This window comes from Sporosarcina sp. FSL K6-5500, from assembly GCF_038005665.1.
In the GTDB taxonomy this organism is placed as follows: domain Bacteria; phylum Bacillota; class Bacilli; order Bacillales_A; family Planococcaceae; genus Sporosarcina; species Sporosarcina psychrophila.
The window spans coordinates 4,786,530-4,808,315 of record NZ_JBBOTP010000001.1 but is presented as its reverse complement, the minus strand read 5'-3'; the positions used below and the strand labels follow the sequence as shown (position 1 = coordinate 4,808,315).

Sequence of the window (21,786 nt, the reverse complement as noted above, 5' to 3'; positions counted from 1 at the left end):
ATTACTTTAACCGACTACTATAAATCGGCCATAAAGGCTATGTATTTAAAGAATAGCGGCAAACTCTCCACTTTTAAGGAAATGGGAAGATATTCGGAAGAGCTTGCTAATGCTGGCTTTGAATGGTTATTGGGTGATGTACTAGTTGGCATGACAATTCAAGATGGAAACGAGAAGTGGGATTTGAAGCAAGGCACGGAGTCAGAACTCCAGCTAGCGCTTATGCGTTATGTGTTAAAAGAAAAGCAGGAAGTCCCTTTTTGATTGCGTGACAGACATGAATAGTAATGAATAGAGAGAAGAACCGTTGGCGACCCCAAAGTTGATAAAGTTGTCTTTGGAAATAGTTTTGTGTATTTGAAACTAGCCCATGGGGTGTCTGGTATGTATTACGAAGCTTTCTATAGAGTTAACGAAGAAGAAACCAATGGCCGCTGTGCGCACAGAAGAACTGTACCAAATTCCATTCACAGCCGAAGCCTTCTTAGACAATTAAACGAAGACCAAATTGAAATGGTTGGGCAGTTACCGAAAGAGCTAGTGATTTTGGCGAAGTATGAGAATGTTGGCGTTGGGACTGTGGATAAGGTGTTTGAGCAGTTGAAGGGGAAACAAGCTATGCTCGGCTGAATAAGGTATGAAAATATTTTGCTATGTAAATTCTTACTTTATGGGAAATTAGTATCGTAAGCTAGTGTGCTGAAAGTATACGGTTCAATAATAAAAAAATCTTTGATGAATATATTAGGAGGCTAGGAGATGCAAACGTTTTGGAACTTTCCCGCAGTATCCGGAGGGAATATTAACTCTATTAATAATGCTGGATTGGAAACATTTAGAGGAAATGAAATCGATTCGTTAACAAGGGAGATTTGTCAAAACTCATTAGATACTGTGAAAAATCAGGAACAGCCAGTCATTGTTGAATTTAAAGACTTTACAATACAGTCAGAAAAGTTCCCTGGGTTGAATCAATTATAGAATTCATTTGATCAATGTCAAGAAACTTGGGAAGGGAGAAATGAGAAAAGTGTGGAATTCATCCAGTTTGGGTTAAAGTTACTGAACCAACCAAAGCTTGATTTCTTACGAATTAGTGATTTCAATACGAAGGGATTAGAAGGAGCTAAAGAAGGGGGAATCGGTACGCCTTGGAGTTCTTTAGTAAAAGAGTCGGGGTCGTCGAATAAAGGAGATAGCTCGGGTGGAAGTTTCGGTATTGGAAAGTCTGCACCATTTTTGAATTCTAAATTACGTACACTATTCTATGCCTCGTTTGATGAAGCAGGTTATCAGTCATATATTGGTGTATCCAATATTATGTCATACATAACGCCAGACAAGAAAACGACGTTAGGAAATGGATATTACACCAGAAATCTAGACTCCCAGGCGATTTCTGGAGAGCTTTTCTTAGATGACAGTTTTAATAGAAAAGAAACTGGAACAGATGTGTATGTTTCGGCTTTTTACCCGCAAGAAGAATGGGAAAAAGAAATGAAAGAGTCTGTACTACACAACTTCTTTATCCCAGTATTCAACAATGAACTAATTGTAAATATTAATGGATTTGAAATAAATAATCAGAATATTGGACAGTTAATAGAAGACCTGAATAATAACTTTGAAAAAAATCGAATCTTAAAAAAATATTTCAGTTTATTAACATCTGATCAAGTCGTTCGTTTGAAGTATCCTGCGAAAAACTATAAAGGTAGGATTTCTTTTGAAGAAGGGGAAGCAGAGTTACTTTTACTAAAAGGTGATGACTTGAACCGCAGAGTCTTAATGACAAGAAAAACAGGGATGCGCTTGTTTGAACAGAAAAATATTAGCGGAAGCATTTCGTTTTCAGGTTTACTCAGAATTACTGGGAACAATATGAACGTGATTTTTAAGGATATGGAAAATCCCGCGCATACTGAATGGACACCAAATCGATACGAAAAAGACCCGAAATTGGCAAACGAAGTTTATGCTGATTTGCGAGAATTTATTCGTGATACGGTGAAAGACCTTTTTCAAGAGACTGTGACAGATGAAATGGATGCAGTTGGCTTAAGTGACTTCTTACCGAATACCAACTTGATGGACGATGAAGGAAACGAAGAAAGAGAATCATTAAATGCAAGGGTCAAATCACTGGTCACGAAGAAAAAAACACTGAAAAAGAAGGTCGCTAAAAAGTCGACGCGTAAGGGAGAGGAAGTGGCTGATATAGAGAAACAACTGGCTGGAGATTTTGGCATAACTGAAGGCGAAACAGGCGGAAATGGTGAGGGGCAACATGGGGAAGGCGGCGGTGATGCCGGAGCAGGTCTTACGGATTCTGACGGAGTGAAAGATATGGATAAAAATGGCGATGGTAATAAAGATGCTAAACCAGAATCAGTGAAGAAGAAAAAAGCAATCGTTGTAACGCAAAAATATATTTGTCTAGATAAAAAGAAAGGGAAATATAAATTTATCATTTTCCCTGAGATGGCTATTTCCAAAGGTGAGCTAGCCTTTAGGGTACACGGTGAACAAAGTGATTTCGATATTCCGATAAAAGCTGCAACCTCATCTGATATTGAAATTAAAAACTACACATCTAATATAGTTACTTTTCAGACTACTAATAGAAAAAAGCAACTCATTTTGAATGTGGAAATTGACTATGATGATTATTGTGTATTGGCGGTAGATTTGTATGAAAATTAATACATCGTATCCTTATCCAGTTTTATATATTGAGAATGACGACTATGTAGAATCAACATTCACAACCCAATATGTTTTAAATGAATCGTTTGGACAGGTAGAGATTTGTACAGAATTCCAATTAAAAAATGATGTGATAAAGAGATATATTGAAGAAGGCTCGTTTAGTTATTTGCTTCGAATTGAGTGTCCACAGACAAGTTTTAGGAAAGCCTATGAAATCATAACTGAAAGTCATGAAATTTCAATTCCATCGAATTTACTGAGAGGGAAAATTGAAATCTATTCGTTTATCATTGCAAAAGAGAAAGTTGAAAACTATGAGAATGATTGCTTGAACGAATGGTATTTGGATACAGTACTTACGTTTGAAAAAGGAAATTTAATCGCAATCGGTGAGGCCATTGAAATTCAATTATTTGAAGACAATATGGAACTCATGGATTTACCATCAATCGTCACTGTACGCAAGTCACTCAAAGGTGAGTACATGGATGTAGAACTCCATTCGAATACGATTACAATTTCTTTACCACAATTTGAATATAACCAGTATGCGAGTAATGCGAATTCACGTATTAAACATACCATTTTATCGATGGTAATTGTTCCAAGTCTCGTTTATGTATTTTCAAGAATTCAAGAAGGCGGAGAAGATCTTGAGGAGTACGTTTGGTACCAAGTGTTAGAGAAAATATTTGAAAAGAACAATTACCGGCTTGCTGATGTTGGAACAGATCGATTATCTGCGTTACAGGCAGCTCAGTTGGTTTTACGAAAACCACTGAAATCCAGCTTCGAAGAAATTGAAAAATTGAATAGGGTGGATGATTAATATGAAACTGAAGTATATTTCGGAAGAAACACTTGCCGATTTACGAACGAATTATACTGCGTATCAATCCCATTATTATAATGCAGATGATGCATGGTTTGATGATTATTTTAAAGAACAAGGAAAAGTATTAACGTCTAACATATCTTTTGAAGTACCGAAAATGAATTTAGACATAGACTATTCAATGAGTGATCGAGAAAATGTGAAAATTAGTGATGGCTGCCTGTGCACCACACAATTCAAACACAATTCTGAGTCGTTCTATCCATGAAACCTTCATGTTTGCTGAAATGAACATGAAAGTTTCGGCACCTTACAATAACCCGCACGATCATTTCATCGATAGAAAAACCCCTCAACGGCTACATCATAATCCATGAAAGCCTCGCTGAATAAAGCCTTGCCGATGAGTTCGCGCAAAACACCTGAATAATAACCGGGCAGATTCCGGACTTTTTTCTGTTTGGTTGTTTGAACCGCAATACGAAGGGCATGCATGGCTAATTGCTCGAACAGTTCTCCTTTGTCTTCGTGAATACTGAATTTCAGCATTTGTAGGGACTGTTTCCGATAGACGCCGTAAAAATTACGTGCTAATTTACTTTCTCCGATTGTTGAAGAAAGAAGAGATTTCATTTTACCGAAAAGTGTAGTAGGCACAATTTCCGAAGGAGACGTTCTTTTAAGGTCTTTAGGTTTTATCGCTTTAGAAAGAGAAGCTTCGGTTTGTAGATTAGCGGGTTCAACCTTACTGCTAGAAGGTTTTTCGTCATCCTTCGGGGTGTTCAATTTCGACTGGTCATTAGTAGGTTTAATGACGTAAATGTTAGCTCCTAGACCGCTCATAACAGGGCGGATATAGTGAATGCGTTCGATGATTTCGAGCTTTTCTAATTTGCGGATGGCGCGTCGAACGGTTGCGTTGGATTTCTTGATGGCCTTTTCGATTGTTTCGTGTTTCAAGTGGGCAGCGCCGTATTTAACGGAGTAGCGGCGGATCATATCAAGAACAGCCCGCTCGGTGGGATTCATGTCGTTCCAGTTCGTGAGTACGTGTTGCCTTGTTGCTGCGTCTAAATCGTGTTTGTTTGTGAAGTGTGCGTATTCCGAAAGGTAAGTTGTCATAAAGAATATCCCCTTTATTCTTTATATAGAAGAAAAGTGGGGGAAAGGGGACATTTTTGTGAAAAAAGTTTTTAATTCGGCAATTCGAGAAAACGACTATTGCTTTTATGATGGCTGTCTGTGCACCACACAATTCAAAAGCAATTCCGGTTTTTTCTCTATGAAAAAAATCCGATTGTCGAAATAAACATGAAAGTTTCGTGCACCTAACAATAAAATAGGGGAGCGACGTCTGTGGGATGGACAAATTAAAGACTGTATCGTCCCATATTCCAAAGGGCATGGACGCTGAGATTACTTCTGAAGAACGTACCCGGAAAGGGGACGAAGTGATTCGGCTTGTGTATTCCTATGGCTGACACAGGTACTTATTTTTATGGAACTATTTTCATATTATATGGTATTGTTGTAATAGTCGGAAAAGTGGGCACGTTGACGTGTGTGCGACAACTGAGTGATGAACTTGGGGGGATATTATGAATGCAGAAAATAGTATGATATCGGGATTTTATGAGGGCATTTTGATTACACTCAAGATGCTTATTACATCAACTGCATTTCCGGTTGTCGTCCTATTCGTGATTTTGTGGATTATCCTGCAGTGGAAAATGCCGGTTATTAAAGGGAATTATGGGGAGTGGGTTGTAAAGACCAAGCTTCGGAAATTAGGGGATGCATACACTGTCTTCCATGATGTTTATATTCCGAATGGTGAGCGGGGACTGACGCAAGTAGATCATATTGTGACCTCCGTGTATGGCGTGTTTGTCATCGAAACAAAACATTACAGCGGTTGGATTTTTGGTGATGAATTTAAACCCTATTGGACACAAGTCATTTATAAACGGAAAACAAAAATGTACAATCCAATCCGGCAAAATTATGGCCATGTTCAAGCTTTACTTACCTACATAGGACAAGAAGGAATGCAGGATGTCTGTTCCATCATCGCATTTTCATCTAACTCTACTTTTAAATTCAATAAGGGTTTCACCTCAGCACATGTCATACAGTTCCCTGATCTTCTAACGACAATCAGCCAGTACAAGGAGCAGCATATTAGTGAGGATACCGTGAAGGGGATCAATGAAAAGCTCGCGGAACTTTTGGCTCTATATAAAAATGACAGGAAACTATTCAAGGCTGAGCACATGCAATCGATTCGAAAAGCAAAAGATGCCAAGCAGACGGCGCGTTCACATACGAGCCATGCGAAAAAGATATCCAAGACTGATGCCTCACTATTATATACTGCTTGTCCGAAGTGTAATGGCCAGTTGACCTTAAAGACAGGTAGATTCGGAAAATTTTACGGTTGCAGTAATTATCCTGATTGCCGGAATACGGAGAGTGTGAATCTGGATTAGCATCGGCGGAGTGTTTGATTTTAGTATAATTAATCGAATGTGTGAATTGTTCGTCTTTTTTTGACACAGTGTACCTCTTTTAATGGCTGGGGGATGGATGTTTAGAACTACATATGAATGATTTAGGCCCTGGTATTCAGAAATGGATGCTGGGGTTTTTGAAAATTTGTAATAGACGCTGGCACACCTGGTTAATTGCATAAAATGTAACCTGAAATCCGATACTAGCTATCATCGACGGGCTTCCTATTGAATTGTTATAAATACACTGCGCATAGGAACCGTCACAATATTGGTAGACCAGAAAAGGGTGACATCATGCCAATCATCAGACATGAAATTTCAATCCACGCTCCCATCCTAGTTTGTTTCGATCTTGCAAGAACTGTTGAAGTTCATGCGGGGAAAACGTTGCTGACGAAACAAATAGCTATTGAAGGAATTACGTTTGGATTGATGGAGCGTGGCGATTTCGTTACTTGGGAGACGACCCATTTAGGGATGAAACAGAAATTAACGTCTCAAGTCATTGAAATGGTGAAGCCATACAGATTCACCGATTCCATGGTTCGTGGAGCCTTTCATTCTTTTACACATACACATGAATTCATTGAAAGGGGCACAGAAACGAGCATGATAGATACTTTCTCATATAAATCCCCTTTTGGCATTTTAGGAAAAGTAGCTAATCATTTGTTTTTGGAAAAGTATATGAGCCATTTTATTGCCCGTCATGCCCGAAAGGTAAAAAGGATTGCTGAAGCGACGAAATACTAATAGATATTAATTTTAGGTATCGATTCAGTAAATACAACTCAATTCAATTCAATACCTATGCGATTTTTCTTTACTTTTATTATTTTTACTTTAACATTTGAATTGTTTGTCTTTTTGTCTTGCATAGGTACTTCTTTTGCGTTATATTTTTTAACCGATACGGAATAAGTGCTGTCACCTATTCATACTTTCCTTTCAATGGGACAAACCTCACTTCATCCAACACTGTGGTATGGATTTCTCCATCTTCATCTTTTTCCAAGAGCAAGAGTTCCTGTAGGAGGGGTGTTCCTACTGGGATGATCATTTTCCCTCCGATAGCTAGTTGGTCTATGAGTTCGCGTGGCACCTGGGTAGCAGCGGCGGTCACCATAATCCGGTTGTAAGGTGCGTGTTCTTCCCAACCGGTGCTACCGTCATCCAGCTTGAAATGGATGTTGGAGAAACCGGCCATTTCTAATCTTGCTTTTGCCCGTTCATGCAAGGCAGCAATTCGTTCGATTGAATAAACGGAGTTCGAGAAGGCGGCGAGTAGGGCGGTCTGGAAGCCGGAACCCGTTCCGATTTCCAGCACTTTTGAATAAGGCTGCAAATCGAGGGCCAATGTCATTTCTAGTACGAGGGAAGGCTGGGAAATGGTTTGTTCATGCCCAATCGGAATTGCTTCGTCCATATAGGCGAATTCCTTGTGCACATCCATGAAAAAGCTACGGTCCAGTTTTTGAAAATAGGTAATTATGTCTTGGTTTTGATTGGTCATTGTCCATGCTCCCTCGTTTAATAGTAACTAACATTGCACATTAATCATTACCGATAATGAGTATATGTAAACAACGGTAAGCGGGCGGTACCTATAAATACATAGATCGAGGTGAAATATGTACATTTCGATGGATTATGGGCAACTTTATGGTTCTGGAATTAAACTAGGAAAATGGGAAGAAACGCACCCATCATTTACATGATTTTAGGTACGTTGTGCAAGAAGCTATCGTGAATGTATAAACTTTTATGATGTTTCTAAAGCGACTGACCGCATATTAAGTGGATTGCATGCATACTTCAAAACAATTGGAAAAGGATATTTGGCTATTTTATAGAATACCAATAATATGCTGATCAAGAAGTGATATCAGGAAAGGATGTTAAAATCATGAAACCACATAAAGACCAAGCAGTGGACTTTCTACATCTTATCGTCTCTGGAAAGATTGACGAAGCCTATAAAAAATACGTAAGCCCAGATTTCCGCCATCATAATCCATATTTCCCGGGGGATGCGGATTCGCTTAAGCAAGCGATGGAAGAGAATGACGGTATCAGCCCAAACAAAACGCTCGAAGTGAAGCAGACGATTGAAGAGGGAGAAAACGTGATGGTTTATTCCCACATCAAACAGAAGGTGGAGGACCTAGGGGCAGCGGTTGTCCATATTTTCAGTTTTCATGAAGGCAAAATTGTTGAAATGTGGGATGTTGGCCAACCGGTGCCGGAAGATTCACCAAACGAGAATGGGTTGTTTTGATGGCCTCGTTATTCAACATCCAGCCGGAAACCGCCTCTCGATATTGAACCTGTACTTGTTGGCGTAGGTGCTTTTTGAATTTATGCGTTTCTGGCTATTCAGCCTTAAGCAATGGTGAAAATATTCTCACACGTTATCATCGAATACATCAGCGAACTGATTTTTGGAACTAGAGGGGGAACACCATATGTCGATTGGAACAGAATATTTACGAGTTGTTCGAGAGCGGTTCATCGGGTTAAAGGGGCAAGGTGAAAAAACATTCGACCAGTTGAATGAGGATGATTTTCATTGGACGTCAAACGACGATTCAAACAGCATCGCGATTCTTATTCTGCATTTAAGTGGAAATATGGTTTCGAGGTGGACGGATTTTCTGACGACGGACGGTGAAAAGCCGGACCGTAATCGTGATGGGGAATTCGAAACGAAACGAAACGATTGTTAAAGGCGCAGCTGATGGATCATTGGGAACATGGCTGGTGCGTTTTTTTTGATGCGCTGGAAAGCTTGCATGAGCAAGACTTGGAAAAGAATATTCATATTCGCGGGCAGGCACATTCCGTCATAGATGCGATTGAGCGGCAAATGGCGCATTATGCTATCCATATTGGACAAGTCATGTTCATTGGAAAACAGATTAAAGGAGAGCAGTGGAAGAGTCTAAGCATTCCGAAGGGCGAATCTGACGCGTACTTGGCAAGGATGCTGAAGGGGAAATGAAAGTATAGGCGGACTACTGAGATATGATGCCTTACAGAAATGCAGGGTGTTTTTCTCATGTTATTGCTGTGAGTAAATACAAATAGTTTATGAGTATTTATAATTAATGGAATAGTGTGATTGTATTCTTTGTAGTGTGAAAATAATGTCGGAGGGGTAAATGGTGTATAAGATTGTGACTCTTACAGTTGAAAGAAACAACCCAGAACTGTACATACCCACTTTTTAGAGTAATTACTTACAGATGAAGTTTGTAGGTTTAGTGAAAAGATTGGAAGATTGAGTCCAACCCAATTTGAGATGAAAAACATCCTTGAATGAAAGATTCTAAGATGAAACTACAAGAGAAAAAGCAATTGATAATGTTCTGGCACTACAAATAAGCTGCAACAGATAAAGAGTAACATCAATAACTTTGTTTATGAAATTACTATTGTAATGCTCGACCAGATAAATAATTTGAGAGTCACAGATGGTGAAATTGAAGATGTACTTAACATGGAAAAAGGTTGTAGGGTTGTTGGAGAGGTTCATTACTACTTGAATCTTGACTGGACAAATAAAAACTTTAAATATGAACAAGATCATCTACATCCAGATAATAGGTTTAGCGAAGGGAAGCCAGTATCTGTTAGTATGGAAGATTGGAGAATCTGGCGTGGCCTACGTAATCGACTACCTAATCTACATTTCTGTTTTAACAGGGAAGGAACCGATGGACCCTGTTATAAAATGAATTTTAGCCCAGTGGTGGTACCTGTATATTGAGCTAAAAACAACAAACACCGCTAGAGTTATCCTAGCGGTGTTTGTTATATTAAGTAAATTGTGGTGATGAAATTATATCGTTAATAATAGTTTTGCGATAAACATTAATGAGTAAATAAAAAAATACTGTTACATAGCACCACTATCTACTAATATTTGCTCAATCTCTTTAAACCCTTTTTTTCGTGCATGTTGTAGAGGGGTGACATTATTTTTATCAGGAATAGTTACATCTGCTCCGTTATCTATAAGTAATTGTACAGTTTCCTGTTGTACTTGGTTTCCATTATTTAAAATGATTGCTTCCATTAAGGCTGTCCAACCGAGATTATTTACATGATTAACATCAATATCAGTCGAAGTAAGAAGTTCCTTGATAACATCGAGATATCCATGTTCGGAGGCAGGGATGAGAGCAGTTCCTCCATATCGGTTGGTAATAGTGGGGTCAGCACAGGCCTCGATTGTTAACTTTAGAATGTCCAAGTACCCCTCAGCGCCAGCATACAAGAAAGGATTGTTTTTCATGTCATCTTGGATATTGACGTCTGCACCGGCTTTAATTAAGGTTTTTGCCGTGACGACGTCATTATTATACGTAGCTAACATAGTGGCAGTACGACCGTTTTCATCCTTTACGTTTATATTTGCCCCTTTAGTAATCAGTCTACTTACGCTATTTGTATCTTTAAGTTCAACCGCATTAAGTAATTCTAGGTTCAATGTATTTTCCTCCCTTTTCTGTTCGGTAGGTATACCTTTCCCACCTGTAACGCAACCTTGTAAAATAAGAATACTTCCAGCCAGCATAATCAACCACTTCTTCATAAAGTGCTCTTTTTTTAATTTCAATTACCTGCACGTGGAGCTACTCAGATCATTCGCTACAATTACATAATAATAGAATGAAGATCGGACAAATTGGCGAATGTCTGGTTTTATTGTATGGTCATTCACGTGTGTTAATTATTTGTCTTTGTGTCAAGCACAGATGCCCTCCACTTACTTATTCTTACGAAGAACACCCACTACACGAGCTACAACTACTCCCGGAGTCAGAGCTCCCTCCATCCGAAGGAGCACTTGGCATAGCTCCGGCGTCTGTTCCCACTTCAAACGAATTCACATTGGTGACAATCTCGTTCCATTCTTCTTTATAATCGAAGTCGGTTGCAAAGCCTGGTGATCCGTCTGCGAAAGCACCGGTCACTTTTTTCTTCTTCACTTGAATTGTTTCATACTCATAAAAGGCGAATAGTGAGGCACCATACCAATAGCCGTCTTTTCGTTTAACACGCTTTCCATTTGACTTCATCACTTGTTGTCGTGCGAAATTGAGAAAGGTAGCCAATGTATGTGTCGAGGCGGCATCGGATGAGTGACGCCCAAACGACTCAATTATGTCTTTTGGATCATTCACTATACGCTCTATCCATTTTGCGTGTTCTTTCTTTTTTTGCCCGAATTTCCCCCATAGATGCGAGCGAGAAGTAACGTTGAAAAAAGAAAGATATAACACGTCGAACCAAGCGCGTTCATTTGGAAGAAGTGTTGGTTTTTCATGAGGCTGATGTTCAATCTGTTCACCAATGAAATCTAAACAGAATTGATTATACAGCTGCTCTTCTTCTAAAAAGAAGTGCCAAATATCGTCTACCTTTTTGGAAAACATCGGAAGTCTTTTTGAGATACCTGCTAACAAAAGAAATTTCTTGAGTTCATACCACTGTTCTCGCAGTTCGGCATCTGTTAGCGTACGATTTCTATTCTTTACACGCACATTTACAGTTTTCTCTATCTTCCTTGACCAGGCGCGATTGAATTGTCTGAAAAGTTGTTTGGTCTCTTTGTCTGCCCATGGCGGAGCAGTCAATTTCTTTGAATAGGAGTATGGTTGACCCTTCATTATCAAAAAAAGGTTTGGACATACAAATACAAGAAAAACTCCTACAAATATCAAGTATGGTTCCATTTACTTTTCCCCCTTACGTAATGCTGATCTATTGTGTAAGAAGTGATTATAGAGTATTTATATTTATAGTAATTTTACCATAAAATGCATTTGTTTGTTTATTCGGGTGTGTTAATTGTTGGTCTTTATAACTGACACAGGTACCATGGCAAGTTGCTATCAAGAATCTAAATCAATGCCAAAACGTTGTGCAATCAATGTTTTGGCATTTCATATTTTTAATAGATAATAAAATTAAGATTGATTCATGGGATTAATTTGCTCTGCGATATACGCTGAATCCAGGTATAGGCCATCTTTTAACCACCATATAATGACACCAATAATAGAGGCAGCTTTAATATCTGTATCTACAATGATTTTTCTTCCACTAATTTTAGATTGATTTCTGCGGGTTACTATTAAATCTTTCATCAACAAAAGTAAATGTTTTTCAACTTGTTCAAACTGTACTCAAGCAAGTATGTAACTTCTTTGATCAAGAAGATAATCCAATAGCTGTATCAAGTGCTCTTTTCGATTCCTATCAAAAATGGAAGTTAAGTTTTCTATTTTGTCAGTTAGCACTTGTAAAATATCACTTACCAAATGTTCCTTCAACTCATTGATATTTTGATAGTGTAAATAAAAGGTGGTCCGGTTCAAATTCGCTCTCTTTGTTAATTTTTGGATAGAAATTTGGTGTAGTAAGTGACCTTCTTGTAAAAGTGTTAGTAGGGCTTCCTTAAGCATTTCCTGTGTACGTATGGGACGAGAACCTTCTTTAAAAGTCATTTAAATTATTCCTTTTTTATAGGCTATGTTAAAGTTAGTGGTTGATTTTGAATAAATTGTCCTCTTTTGTAATATCCTGACTGTATATCTTACAAAAGGGGCAATTTAAATGACTTTAACAAACATAATAAGTAATATTTCTTCTCTAAATGATAAGGACAAAGAATACATTTTACATTATCTAACTCGTCATTTCTCGCCCTCATCCTCACAACAAGGTGCTTTAATTGGTGAATTGAGAGAAAGGAAGTTTTCACACGGTTTTCATTGCCGGCATTGTGGAAGTACATCAGTGGTTCGTTACGGGAAGCGAGACGGTCGCCAACGTTATAAGTGCAAAGACTGTCATAAATTAAGTTGTGATTTAACCAATTCCCCTATGTATCGTTCGAAAAAGGCACACAAATGGATTCCATTTATTGAATGTATGTTGAATGGTCAATCACTTCGTGAAACAGCTTCTCAAATTGGCATCACTCATGTAACTGCTTTTTACTGGAGGCATAAAGTGTTGTCTGCTCTTGCAAAAGAAAGTATCGGTATATTTGAAGGAATAGTAGAGGTAGATGAAACATACTTCTTAGAAAGTTATAAAGGACGAAGAGTTATTCCGAATCGCAAACCAAGAAAACGTGGCGGTTCTGCTACCAAAAGAGGTATTTCTAATGAACAAGTCTGTGTATTAGTAGCTAGAGACCGAAACAAAACAACCCTTTCAAAACGAGTCGGTTCAGGTAGAATTCTAATGGAACAAATTGATAACGCCCTTACATCGCATTTTAAGAATGATACGGTGCTTATTTCCGATGCTCACAATTCTTACAAATCTTACACATCTACTAACGATGTGGAACACATCATCATAAACGCTAGTAAGAAAGAATATGTAAAGAAGGGCATATACCACCTCAATAATATTAATAATTACCATTCCCGTTTAAAGAAATGGATAAGTCGCTTCAATGGTGTTTCTACAAAGTATTTACAACTGTATTTAGTGTGGTTTCAATTCCTCGACAATAGAAAAATGGAAAGTGATTTGAGCAAGAAAAAGCAAATGCTTATCTTGGCAAGTGTTCATGGAACTTGGGAAACCGCAGATAAGTTGAGACTGAGAAACTTTGCATTCTAAATGGAATGATAAAGCACATAAAAAAGAGCCTGAAAAATATATCCAAACTCTCGGTATTTTGGTGTCTGTTTTTTTGCTAAAGCCTCGACAGTTGAATCAGGATTGTTAATCCATATAGTAAAAATTATCATATCAATGATTTGGCTTCGGATTTTTATTAAAATATTTTATCTTTATATTTACTTTTACTGACTATTTCCTCTGCATTCGTTTTTGTCCATTCCAATATTGAACTATCTGGGTTATTTTCAATGAAGCTTTCATTGATTTGATAACCTATTTTGTAATTCGACCATAGTGGAATATCTTTAGCTGGGTAACCATAAACAAACCGATTGTAAATTTTATAATCAGTAGAATTACCATTTATACGTAATTCATCTAAAACCCTAGCTGCTACATCCTCTGGTAGAGTTTGTATCCACGGAGGACTTATCTCAGGATAGAGAGTAGTAGCAAAAGAATCTGCTTTCCCTTCTGTAATTATTGAATCTAATACGCTATTTACACTTTGTTCGCCGTTTAAAGTCATATTGACGGTATGGTGATATTCGTGAGCCATGGCATATTTAATAACTTCTTTTGATGCAGTAGGGTCAATCATTAGTAAAACGTTATCACCAAAATAAGCAAAGCCTCCCACTCCATTCAGACTATACGTCGTCCACCCGTTTTCAGGATTAACTGGAAATAGATAAATTGATGTATTTGAACCCGATGATAATAGCTCAGCTGATTCCAATATTGCTTCTTCAATCCATTGATTGATTTGTTCTTGTTTTTTAAGTAGCTCATTTGTATTTTTTTTCAGTTGTTCTACTTGAGAAGTTGGTCTAAGAGGGTCATTCTTTGTTACTCCTAACTGTAAATAATGAAGAGAGGATTTATCTTTAAATGGTTCCAAAACATGCTCTGTATAGATAGCATTTTTATCAAGTTCAGGTTTCTCACTAATTATTCTTGCGTATTCCAACACTTCATCAAAAAATGATATAATCTTAAATTCCTGTCCTTTATATGAAAAATAGTAAGTGGTTTCAATAGGAGTATTGTCATCATCCACTTTCTCATGTTCCTCTTCTTGTATTCCTTTGTTTTGTTCTTTAACTTCTGTACAACCAGATATAAAAATAACCATTAACAACAAAATTGAAAAGTTTATCAAACGTCTCATTCTAATCCCCCATGTCCTTTTTTAGATAGATGTAGAAAAGGAAGGTTTTTTTATTTATATACATGAAACTCTTCTTTCACTAAACCGCTCCGTTAGTGGCAATACTTTTATTCACAATCTTTAGATTTATTTTAACATAAATATCCAATTGAGGTTAAACATTTTTTAATTATGTGAAGTGTGTTCTTCATTCCGTTTTAAGATTAATCAACCTTTCCCTTTAACATAGCCTTTTTATATTTAATTTTCTGCTAATCGACAGAAATGACCTGATTGTATATGGGTTTTTTTCTTCTTCTGCTATGCTGTTTTTTAGACAATTCGTCGATAACAGGTACTATATGGGGAGGGATTTTATATGCAAAATGAAATATCGAGTAGTACTAAAAAATTGCTACTTATCATCATGATAACAGGAACCTTTTTTTCTACATTAAATCAAACATTGTTAAACGTTGCATTTAGTGATTTAATGGTTGTTTTTGATGTGAATGCTGCAACGATTCAATGGTTAGCCACAGGCTTTATGCTTGTAAACGGTGTGTTAGTACCCATTACAGCTTACTTAATGAAACGTTTTTCAACACGTCAGTTATTTATCAGCTCATTGTTATTTTACTAATCGGCTCTATTGTCGCAGCATGTGCGAATAATTTTGGTGTACTATTAACAGGTAGAATGGTTCAAGCTGTGGGTGCTGGTATTATCATTCCATTAATGATGACTGTCATTGTATATTTATACCCTCCGGAAAAACGTGGCACAATTATGGGGAATGTTGGCTTCGCCATTATTTTTGGGCCAGCAATTGCACCAACATTAGCAGGATTTATTTTAGAGTATTTATCTTGGCGATGGTTATTTATCATCATGATTCCTTTCGTAACATTGATTATTATTATAGCAAGTAAGTATTTAGTTAATGTTGCTGAAACGTCGTCAAAAGAAAAGCTCGACACAGTCAGTGTGATTTACTCAACTGTTGGCTTTGGATTCGTTCTATTTGGCTTTAGCAGTGCAGGCAGCCGAGGGTGGGATGATTTAATCGTTATTACATCAATTGTCGGAGGTTTGCTTGTAACGATATTGTTCTGTCATCGACAAATAAAGGCTACTGAACCTTTATTGAATTTAAATGTCTTCAAATTTAAAATATTTACTATGACGACAGTAGTTAATATTGCGATTACAATTTTAATGTATGCCGATTTAATATTACTGCCGATTTATTTGCAGGATGGACGAGGGTTTACAGCACTTGAAGCAGGATTGTTATTATTACCGGGAGCTATTATCAATGCAACGCTTTCCCCAGTAACAGGTAAGCTATTCGATAAATATGGGGCAAAACCTTTATTCATTTTAGGAACGGGTTTAATTGCGATATCGATGTATGCAGTTATGAATTTATAACCAGAAACAACAACAGCATATATTTTAGTTCGTACAATTTTATTACGTATTGGTTTGGCGTTTATTACGATGCCGTTAAACACAGCTGCTTTAAATGCATTACCAAGAGAATTAGCCTCTCATGGATCGGCGATTAATAACACAATTCGCCAACTAGCTGGAGCAATTGGTACAGCAGTTATCATGACGATTTATTCTATTCAATTATTGGATGTTTCTTTAGAATCTACGACAGGTTATAGTAGTGCGGCGAGTAACACGTACTTCTATATGTTTGTTATCTCTATAATAGTGTTCATTATCACATGGTTCACGCCGAAAAAGACAAGTTAAAGTGAATTTTAGGTACCTGTTTTGAATTGTATTTTAGAAAAATAAAACACGCCATCTATGCTGTCAGCAAAACAGCAAGATGGCGTGTTTCAGTTGTACGTATTAAAATTTCTTTTTGAAGTACGGTGTTTTTTTCAGTGCGATACATACTGGTATAGCTATAAGCAAACCTACAACGTTTTGGATGATGTCTCCAGGAATTGATGCCATAGGAGCAATCCAGCTTTTGAACATAATCGCTTGCCCGATATAGTACACTGCGATCATCACGGGCATTGAAACAACTGCTCCCAAAATGTTTAACCCCATATTGTCGCCTCTATGGCCACTAGACCAAGCGATTTTCCCGACAATTAAGCCTTGTAATGCGCGGGAGATAATTGTCGTTGGTGCCCAAATTGCCCAGCCACCTAAGATATCGAATAAGCCCATTCCGATTGCTCCAGCAAGTGCCCCTTTTTTAGGACCGAATAAAATCGCTGCCATGAAAAGCATAGATGTCCCTAAGTGAATCAGTCCACCTTGCCCGAATGGTAACTTAATATTAATCAATGTTGCGGTGAAAATAAGTGCTGCTAAAATTGCGGTAATGACTAAATCAAATGTTTTCGTTCGTGGTTTTATATAGGCTTGTTTTTGTATATTTTGCATCTGCATCTTCCTCACTTTAATGAATATTTTGGTTGCTTTAACTTTAGCAAAGAGCTGACTATTGTTAAAGTGTCAATTTCATTGAAGTGTAAAGGGTCAGATTGTTTTGTCTGTAAATTAATAGTTTTTGGTGCATTTTCGCCTCTGCATTATTATGATACGATGAAGAGAGTACAAGTAGGATTAGTTAGGTGGCGAATGTGATTAAAAAAGTTGCTGTAATTCAGGATATGTCATCTTTTGGGAAGTGCTCGTTAACGGCTGCAATTCCTGTGCTATCAGTGATGGGTGTACAGGCAGTTCCATTGCCAACTGCGATTTTAACGGCGCAGACTGGGTATCCAAGCTTTTATTGTGAGGATTTAACGTCAAAAATGGACTATTTTGTGGAGGAATGGAGAAAGCTTGGTGCAACCTTTGATGGCATACATACAGGCTTTGTGACAGGAAAAGAGCAAATTGATAACATATTTCAGTTTTTACACGTGTTTCATTCGAGTGAAACGAAGCTGCTTGTCGATCCGGTAATGGGCGATACGGGCGAGGTATATAAAATGTTTACAGGCGAGTTACTTGATCGTATGAAGGATTTAGTGAAGTCCGCTGACATTATTACGCCAAATAGTACAGAGTGTTGCTTGCTTACAGGGTTGTCGTATGAGAAGCTACAGAACTATCAAAATGAGTCAGATTATATTCAGGTGCTAGAGGAGGCGGGCCATCAGCTACAGCATGAAACAGGGGCGAACGTCATAATTACTGGTTTGAATCCGCCGCCAGCAGATGCGAACAAACGCTATGTAGGCAATATGTATGTCGATGCAAATCGCACATTTTATAGTATCCGTGACTATAATGGCGAGAGTTATTCGGGAACTGGTGATTTGTTTGCATCGGTCATAATGGGTGGAATGATGCGCGGACAGGACATAGTGGAGTCCATGAAGCTTGCGGAGGCGTTTTTAGCCGCTGCGATTGAAGCTACGTCAAAAGATCAAATTCCGAACGAGGCAGGCGTGAATTTCGAACAATTTTTGCGAATGTTGCTTTAGGTGATTGACAGTTACCTGGAAATTCCGGCCGATGTTCGGAGTCGTTTCTGAATTGAAAGTGTGACTGTCATCTATCATGACCTACAATATGGTTTAACAATACGTACAAGAGCAGTATACTTCCTTTGGAATAGGGAGGTATACTGCTTTTTGCGTAATAAAGAGCTTTATTCCACACATCATTAATTTAAAGTATCCGGTTCTGAAACTATTCGAAATTCAATGAGAACCTGCTACCCATTATCGCTACGCCTTAGGTCTTAGAAAAGGATAATACTAAGGTTCAATGTGGAATATATTCCTATTTTATACAATAGAGATGCAACTAAAACGAAGGAAGGGAGCATATACTTTCAAGTCTGATTTTTTGAATTACTTTAGTTTTTAGGAGGAGACTTTCTATGTCGATATTTACCAAATGGGCTTTTGGTAACAGGGCCGCTGTAGCTGCATTAACCATTTTAATAATAGTGATAGGCGTCGTCAGTTATTTTAGACTACCTATGGAGTTTTTACCATCTGCCGATAATCTGCAAGTCACTATTATTTCCATGGGGCAGGGAACTGACTCCAAAACAATGGAATCCGAAGTAACCATTCCGATTGAAAGAGCGATTACCGGATTAAATGGTAAAACATCCGTCTATTCTACAACTGGAGATGGATTTTCAAAAGTGGATCTGTTCTTCGAGGCAGGAACTGATATGAAACAAGCCAAACAGGACGTACAAGAAGCGTTAAGCAATGTAGCCTTGCCTCTCTATCTCTCCAAGCCGACAATCTCACAGCTAAATACTTCTATGATTCCAATTGCTAACATTGCCGTCAGCTTTAATGAAGGTTTGACTACCGAAAATCTGGATTTTGCACGTGAAAAACTTCCATCTCTCTATCAAGAAATTAAAGGGGTTTCCAAAGTAGATGTCTATGGGATTACAGATTCCATCATTTCAGTCAAGATTGATGATGGAAAATTAGCTAAAAATCAGATTTCTCTTCAAGCGGTTATGGGGATTCTTCAAGGTCAAAATACTGCTGTAGCTGTCGGTGAAAAGATGATCGATGGAAAAACAAGTAATATTAAAGTAATAGGTGATTTAACAAGCATCGAAAAATTGAAAGGTTTAACGATTACACCTGATTTAACGCTTGCGGATATTGCAACGGTTGAAGAAACAAAAGATGCGAATTTCATTAGCCGTTTCAACGGTAAGGATAGCTTAGATATTAGCATCACAAAGGATAGTCAATCCAATGCAGTGACTATTAGCAAAGAAATTGAAAAAGTAACAAAGGAAATCAATGAAAAGTATAATCAGCAAGAATCTGTTATTTATATATCCTCTGCTGATTTGGTAGAAAATTCTGTTCACACGATGATAAAAGAAGTACTCCTTGGCGCACTATTTGCAGCGATTGTCATTATGCTCTTCCTACGAAATATCCGTTCTACCTTTATTACCATTGTATCGATTCCTTTATCCCTTTGCTTCACACTATTTCTACTGTCATGGTCTGAGGTGACATTGAATATTTTAACACTTGGCGGTGTCGCTGTTGCAGTTGGGCGTCTAGTTGACGACAGTATTGTCGTCATCGAAAATATTTTTCGCAAAATGCAAACAGAGAAATTCTCCGTCCAAATGATTATTGATGCAACGAAACAAGTAGGAGTCGCTATTACTGCTTCTACATTAACAACAGTAGCCGTATTCTTACCGATGAGCTTATTAAATGGGGGCCTTCAAGAATTCCTTTTACCATTCGCTTTAACGGTTACCTATTCTTTGCTCGCATCTCTGCTCGTCGCTTTGACGGTTGTTCCGTTAATGAGTGCGGGATTATTGAAGAATACTAAGTTGCCTGAATATAAGCCTGCCGTTCGTTTTCCGAAAATGGTTACATGGTCCTTAAACCATAAATGGATTGTCTTCTCGATTTCCATCTTCCTTTTCATCGGATCCATCGCTACTTACTTTGTCATCCCAAAAGGTGCAGTTGATAGCTCCTCTGCAGACTATGTCTTGACCACGCTAAGTTACCCGAATGATACATCACTTGAAAAAGTAAAGGAAAAAACAATGGAACTGGAGTCATCTATTCAAAAAATGGATGAAGTAAAACATGTTTTTTCACAGGTGGGTTCTCCAGCTGAAGCGGCACAATATGGCTGGGTTGGATCACAGACTGAAGCAACCTTCACTATTTTATTAGAAGATAAAAATGATACAGAACACATCGTAAAAGAAATGGAAAAGAAAAAAGATCAATATCCTGATGCCCTCTTAGAAGTAACTACCTCTTCCTTTATGATGGGAGGAGCAAGTACGAATATTATCATTGATGTAGTAGGTGATAATTTAGCAGATTTAGAAGATGTGGCAACTACTATAAAAGAAAAAGTACAGATCCTTGAAGGCGTAGAGGAAGTTACGACCAATCAAGATGAAAAGAAAACAGTATACTCCCTCGTTGTAGACCCAACAAAAGGAAACACAGAACAAATTGCACAACAGTTAGGAGTGATGTTAAATAAGACACCAATTGGAACGATTAGTTTAGATGATAAACAAAAAACTGTATTTCTAGAACCTCTCCTAGATACAAAAACACCTGAAGACATAGAAAATATACCAGTCATGACTGATACGGGTCTTGTCCCTGTATCATCCATTGCTAAGTTACAAAGTGAAGAGCGTTCAACTAACCAGTTCCATAAAGATGGGGATGCCTACCTCCGAGTAACAGCTTCAGTTGATCCAGCAAAGCTATCGGAAATTTCGAAGGCAGTAAATCTAGAAATTTCCGGCGATAACAATGACAAAAAAGGCATAGATCTTCCGGAGAATGTCGATGTTCTAGTTGGAGGATCAAGTAGCCAACAAGCAGATGATTTTACAGATTTATTTCTCATTATGCTTGTTTCCATCGGGATTGTATTTTTAATAATGGTTATCACATTTAAGTCAATCAAAGCGCCAATCGCTATTCTTTGCTCTCTACCACTAGCTGCAATAGGAGCCATTTTAGGAATTCTTATCAGTGGAATACCAGTTGATATCACGGCACTTCTAGGAGCATTAATGCTAATTGGTATCGTCGTAACAAATGCGATTGTACTTTTAGACCGAGTAAAACAAAATGAACAAAAAATGATTATTCGTGATGCGCTTGTTGAAGCAACCGCAACAAGGATGAGACCGATTTTCATGACCGCGATTGCAACTATCTGTGCGATGCTTCCACTTTTAGTGAAACAGGCAGAAACAGGAAGTTTAGTATCACAAAGTCTCGCGATTGTTGTTATCGGTGGATTAGCCATGGCGACCCTGCTAACTCTGATTGTTATCCCTTGTATATATGAATTGCTTTATTTTAGAAAGTCTAAGAAACAGCGAATTAGTCAGGCTGCTGAACAAGATATTTCTATATAATAAAAAACCAGACCTTAGCTTAAAC

The 21,786-nt window shown here is 37.9% G+C and carries 19 protein-coding genes and 2 pseudogenes; 14 read left to right on the top strand and 7 right to left on the bottom strand.

Annotated elements, in window-relative coordinates; genetic code table 11:
- Positions 1-81 precede the first annotated feature (81 nt).
- The 6 genes from MKX62_RS23175 to MKX62_RS23150 all read left to right on the top strand — a co-directional run bounded on the left by MKX62_RS23175 (position 82) and on the right by MKX62_RS23150 (position 3,812).
- The gene (locus MKX62_RS23175; RefSeq protein ID WP_340742463.1) at positions 82-264 is read left to right on the top strand and encodes a hypothetical protein; all 183 of its coding nucleotides are present in this window, start codon (positions 82-84) and stop codon (positions 262-264) included.
- A gap of 120 nt (positions 265-384) precedes the next feature.
- The gene (locus tag MKX62_RS23170) at positions 385-630 is read left to right on the top strand and encodes a hypothetical protein (RefSeq protein ID WP_340742462.1); all 246 of its coding nucleotides are present in this window, start codon (positions 385-387) and stop codon (positions 628-630) included.
- Positions 631-759: 129 nt separating this feature from the next.
- On the top strand, positions 760-981 hold the full coding sequence (locus tag MKX62_RS23165) for a hypothetical protein (RefSeq protein WP_340742461.1): 222 nt from the start codon (positions 760-762) through the stop codon (positions 979-981).
- A 51-nt stretch (positions 982-1,032) separates the two neighbouring features.
- Positions 1,033-2,703 (top strand): hypothetical protein, encoded by a 1,671-nt coding sequence (locus MKX62_RS23160; protein WP_340742460.1) that lies wholly within the window; start codon positions 1,033-1,035, stop codon positions 2,701-2,703.
- A complete protein-coding gene (locus tag MKX62_RS23155) occupies positions 2,693-3,538 on the top strand; it encodes a hypothetical protein (RefSeq protein WP_340742459.1) in 846 nt (281 codons plus the stop codon). Before MKX62_RS23160 ends, MKX62_RS23155 begins: the two co-directional genes overlap by 11 nt.
- 1 nt (position 3,539) lies before the next feature.
- Entirely contained in the window at positions 3,540-3,812 is a 273-nt protein-coding gene (locus tag MKX62_RS23150) for a hypothetical protein (protein WP_340742458.1), read from the top strand.
- Positions 3,813-3,877: 65 nt separating this feature from the next.
- On the opposite strand, the gene MKX62_RS23145 is transcribed toward MKX62_RS23150, so the two are convergent.
- Positions 3,878-4,666, bottom strand: coding sequence for a helix-turn-helix domain-containing protein (locus MKX62_RS23145; protein ID WP_340742457.1), 789 nt, complete (start codon positions 4,664-4,666; stop codon positions 3,878-3,880).
- 476 nt (positions 4,667-5,142) lie between these two features.
- Here MKX62_RS23145 and MKX62_RS23140 point away from each other — a divergent pair, with 476 nt between their 5' ends.
- Positions 5,143-6,033, top strand: a complete 891-nt coding sequence (locus MKX62_RS23140) for an NERD domain-containing protein (RefSeq protein WP_340742456.1) — start codon at positions 5,143-5,145, stop codon at positions 6,031-6,033.
- A 318-nt stretch (positions 6,034-6,351) separates the two neighbouring features.
- Entirely contained in the window at positions 6,352-6,810 is a 459-nt protein-coding gene (locus tag MKX62_RS23135) for an SRPBCC family protein (protein ID WP_338655965.1), read from the top strand.
- 178 nt (positions 6,811-6,988) lie between these two features.
- On the opposite strand, the gene MKX62_RS23130 is transcribed toward MKX62_RS23135, so the two are convergent.
- Complete coding sequence (locus MKX62_RS23130; RefSeq protein WP_340742455.1) at positions 6,989-7,570, bottom strand: protein-L-isoaspartate(D-aspartate) O-methyltransferase; 582 nt, start codon at positions 7,568-7,570, stop codon at positions 6,989-6,991.
- A gap of 393 nt (positions 7,571-7,963) precedes the next feature.
- Between MKX62_RS23130 and MKX62_RS23125 the strand changes: the two genes are divergently transcribed.
- Both MKX62_RS23125 and MKX62_RS24530 read left to right on the top strand, forming a co-directional pair.
- Positions 7,964-8,335, top strand: a complete 372-nt coding sequence (locus MKX62_RS23125; RefSeq protein ID WP_340742454.1) for a nuclear transport factor 2 family protein — start codon at positions 7,964-7,966, stop codon at positions 8,333-8,335.
- 187 nt (positions 8,336-8,522) lie between these two features.
- Positions 8,523-9,058, top strand: a pseudogene (locus tag MKX62_RS24530) (DUF1572 family protein).
- 897 nt (positions 9,059-9,955) lie between these two features.
- Here MKX62_RS24530 and MKX62_RS23110 read toward each other — a convergent pair.
- The 3 genes from MKX62_RS23110 to MKX62_RS23100 all read right to left on the bottom strand — a co-directional run bounded on the left by MKX62_RS23110 (position 9,956) and on the right by MKX62_RS23100 (position 12,572).
- The gene (locus MKX62_RS23110) at positions 9,956-10,654 is read right to left on the bottom strand and encodes an ankyrin repeat domain-containing protein (protein WP_340742451.1); all 699 of its coding nucleotides are present in this window, start codon (positions 10,652-10,654) and stop codon (positions 9,956-9,958) included.
- A gap of 184 nt (positions 10,655-10,838) precedes the next feature.
- Positions 10,839-11,798: a hypothetical protein gene (locus tag MKX62_RS23105; protein WP_340742450.1), complete on the bottom strand. Its 960-nt coding sequence runs from the start codon at positions 11,796-11,798 to the stop codon at positions 10,839-10,841.
- Positions 11,799-12,251: 453 nt separating this feature from the next.
- Positions 12,252-12,572, bottom strand: coding sequence for a TetR/AcrR family transcriptional regulator (locus MKX62_RS23100; protein WP_340742449.1), 321 nt, complete (start codon positions 12,570-12,572; stop codon positions 12,252-12,254).
- A gap of 109 nt (positions 12,573-12,681) precedes the next feature.
- Here MKX62_RS23100 and MKX62_RS23095 point away from each other — a divergent pair, with 109 nt between their 5' ends.
- Positions 12,682-13,704 (top strand): IS1595-like element ISSpps1 family transposase, encoded by a 1,023-nt coding sequence (locus MKX62_RS23095; RefSeq protein ID WP_067210926.1) that lies wholly within the window; start codon positions 12,682-12,684, stop codon positions 13,702-13,704.
- Between the two features lie 157 nt (positions 13,705-13,861).
- Here the strand turns inward: MKX62_RS23095 and MKX62_RS23090 are convergent, their stop codons facing one another.
- Positions 13,862-14,878 (bottom strand): DUF2268 domain-containing protein, encoded by a 1,017-nt coding sequence (locus MKX62_RS23090; RefSeq protein WP_067210925.1) that lies wholly within the window; start codon positions 14,876-14,878, stop codon positions 13,862-13,864.
- Positions 14,879-15,236: 358 nt separating this feature from the next.
- Between MKX62_RS23090 and MKX62_RS23085 the strand changes: the two are divergent.
- A pseudogene (locus MKX62_RS23085) lies at positions 15,237-16,624 on the top strand (DHA2 family efflux MFS transporter permease subunit).
- Positions 16,625-16,726: 102 nt separating this feature from the next.
- Here the strand turns inward: MKX62_RS23085 and MKX62_RS23080 are convergent.
- Positions 16,727-17,275 (bottom strand): ECF transporter S component, encoded by a 549-nt coding sequence (locus MKX62_RS23080; RefSeq protein ID WP_340742448.1) that lies wholly within the window; start codon positions 17,273-17,275, stop codon positions 16,727-16,729.
- A gap of 203 nt (positions 17,276-17,478) precedes the next feature.
- On the opposite strand from MKX62_RS23080, the gene MKX62_RS23075 reads away from it, so the two are divergent.
- Together MKX62_RS23075 and MKX62_RS23070 are read left to right on the top strand one after the other, a co-directional pair.
- Positions 17,479-18,327, top strand: coding sequence for a pyridoxamine kinase (locus MKX62_RS23075; RefSeq protein WP_340742626.1), 849 nt, complete (start codon positions 17,479-17,481; stop codon positions 18,325-18,327).
- A gap of 401 nt (positions 18,328-18,728) precedes the next feature.
- The gene (locus tag MKX62_RS23070) at positions 18,729-21,761 is read left to right on the top strand and encodes an efflux RND transporter permease subunit (protein WP_340742447.1); all 3,033 of its coding nucleotides are present in this window, start codon (positions 18,729-18,731) and stop codon (positions 21,759-21,761) included.
- Positions 21,762-21,786: the final 25 nt, after the last annotated feature.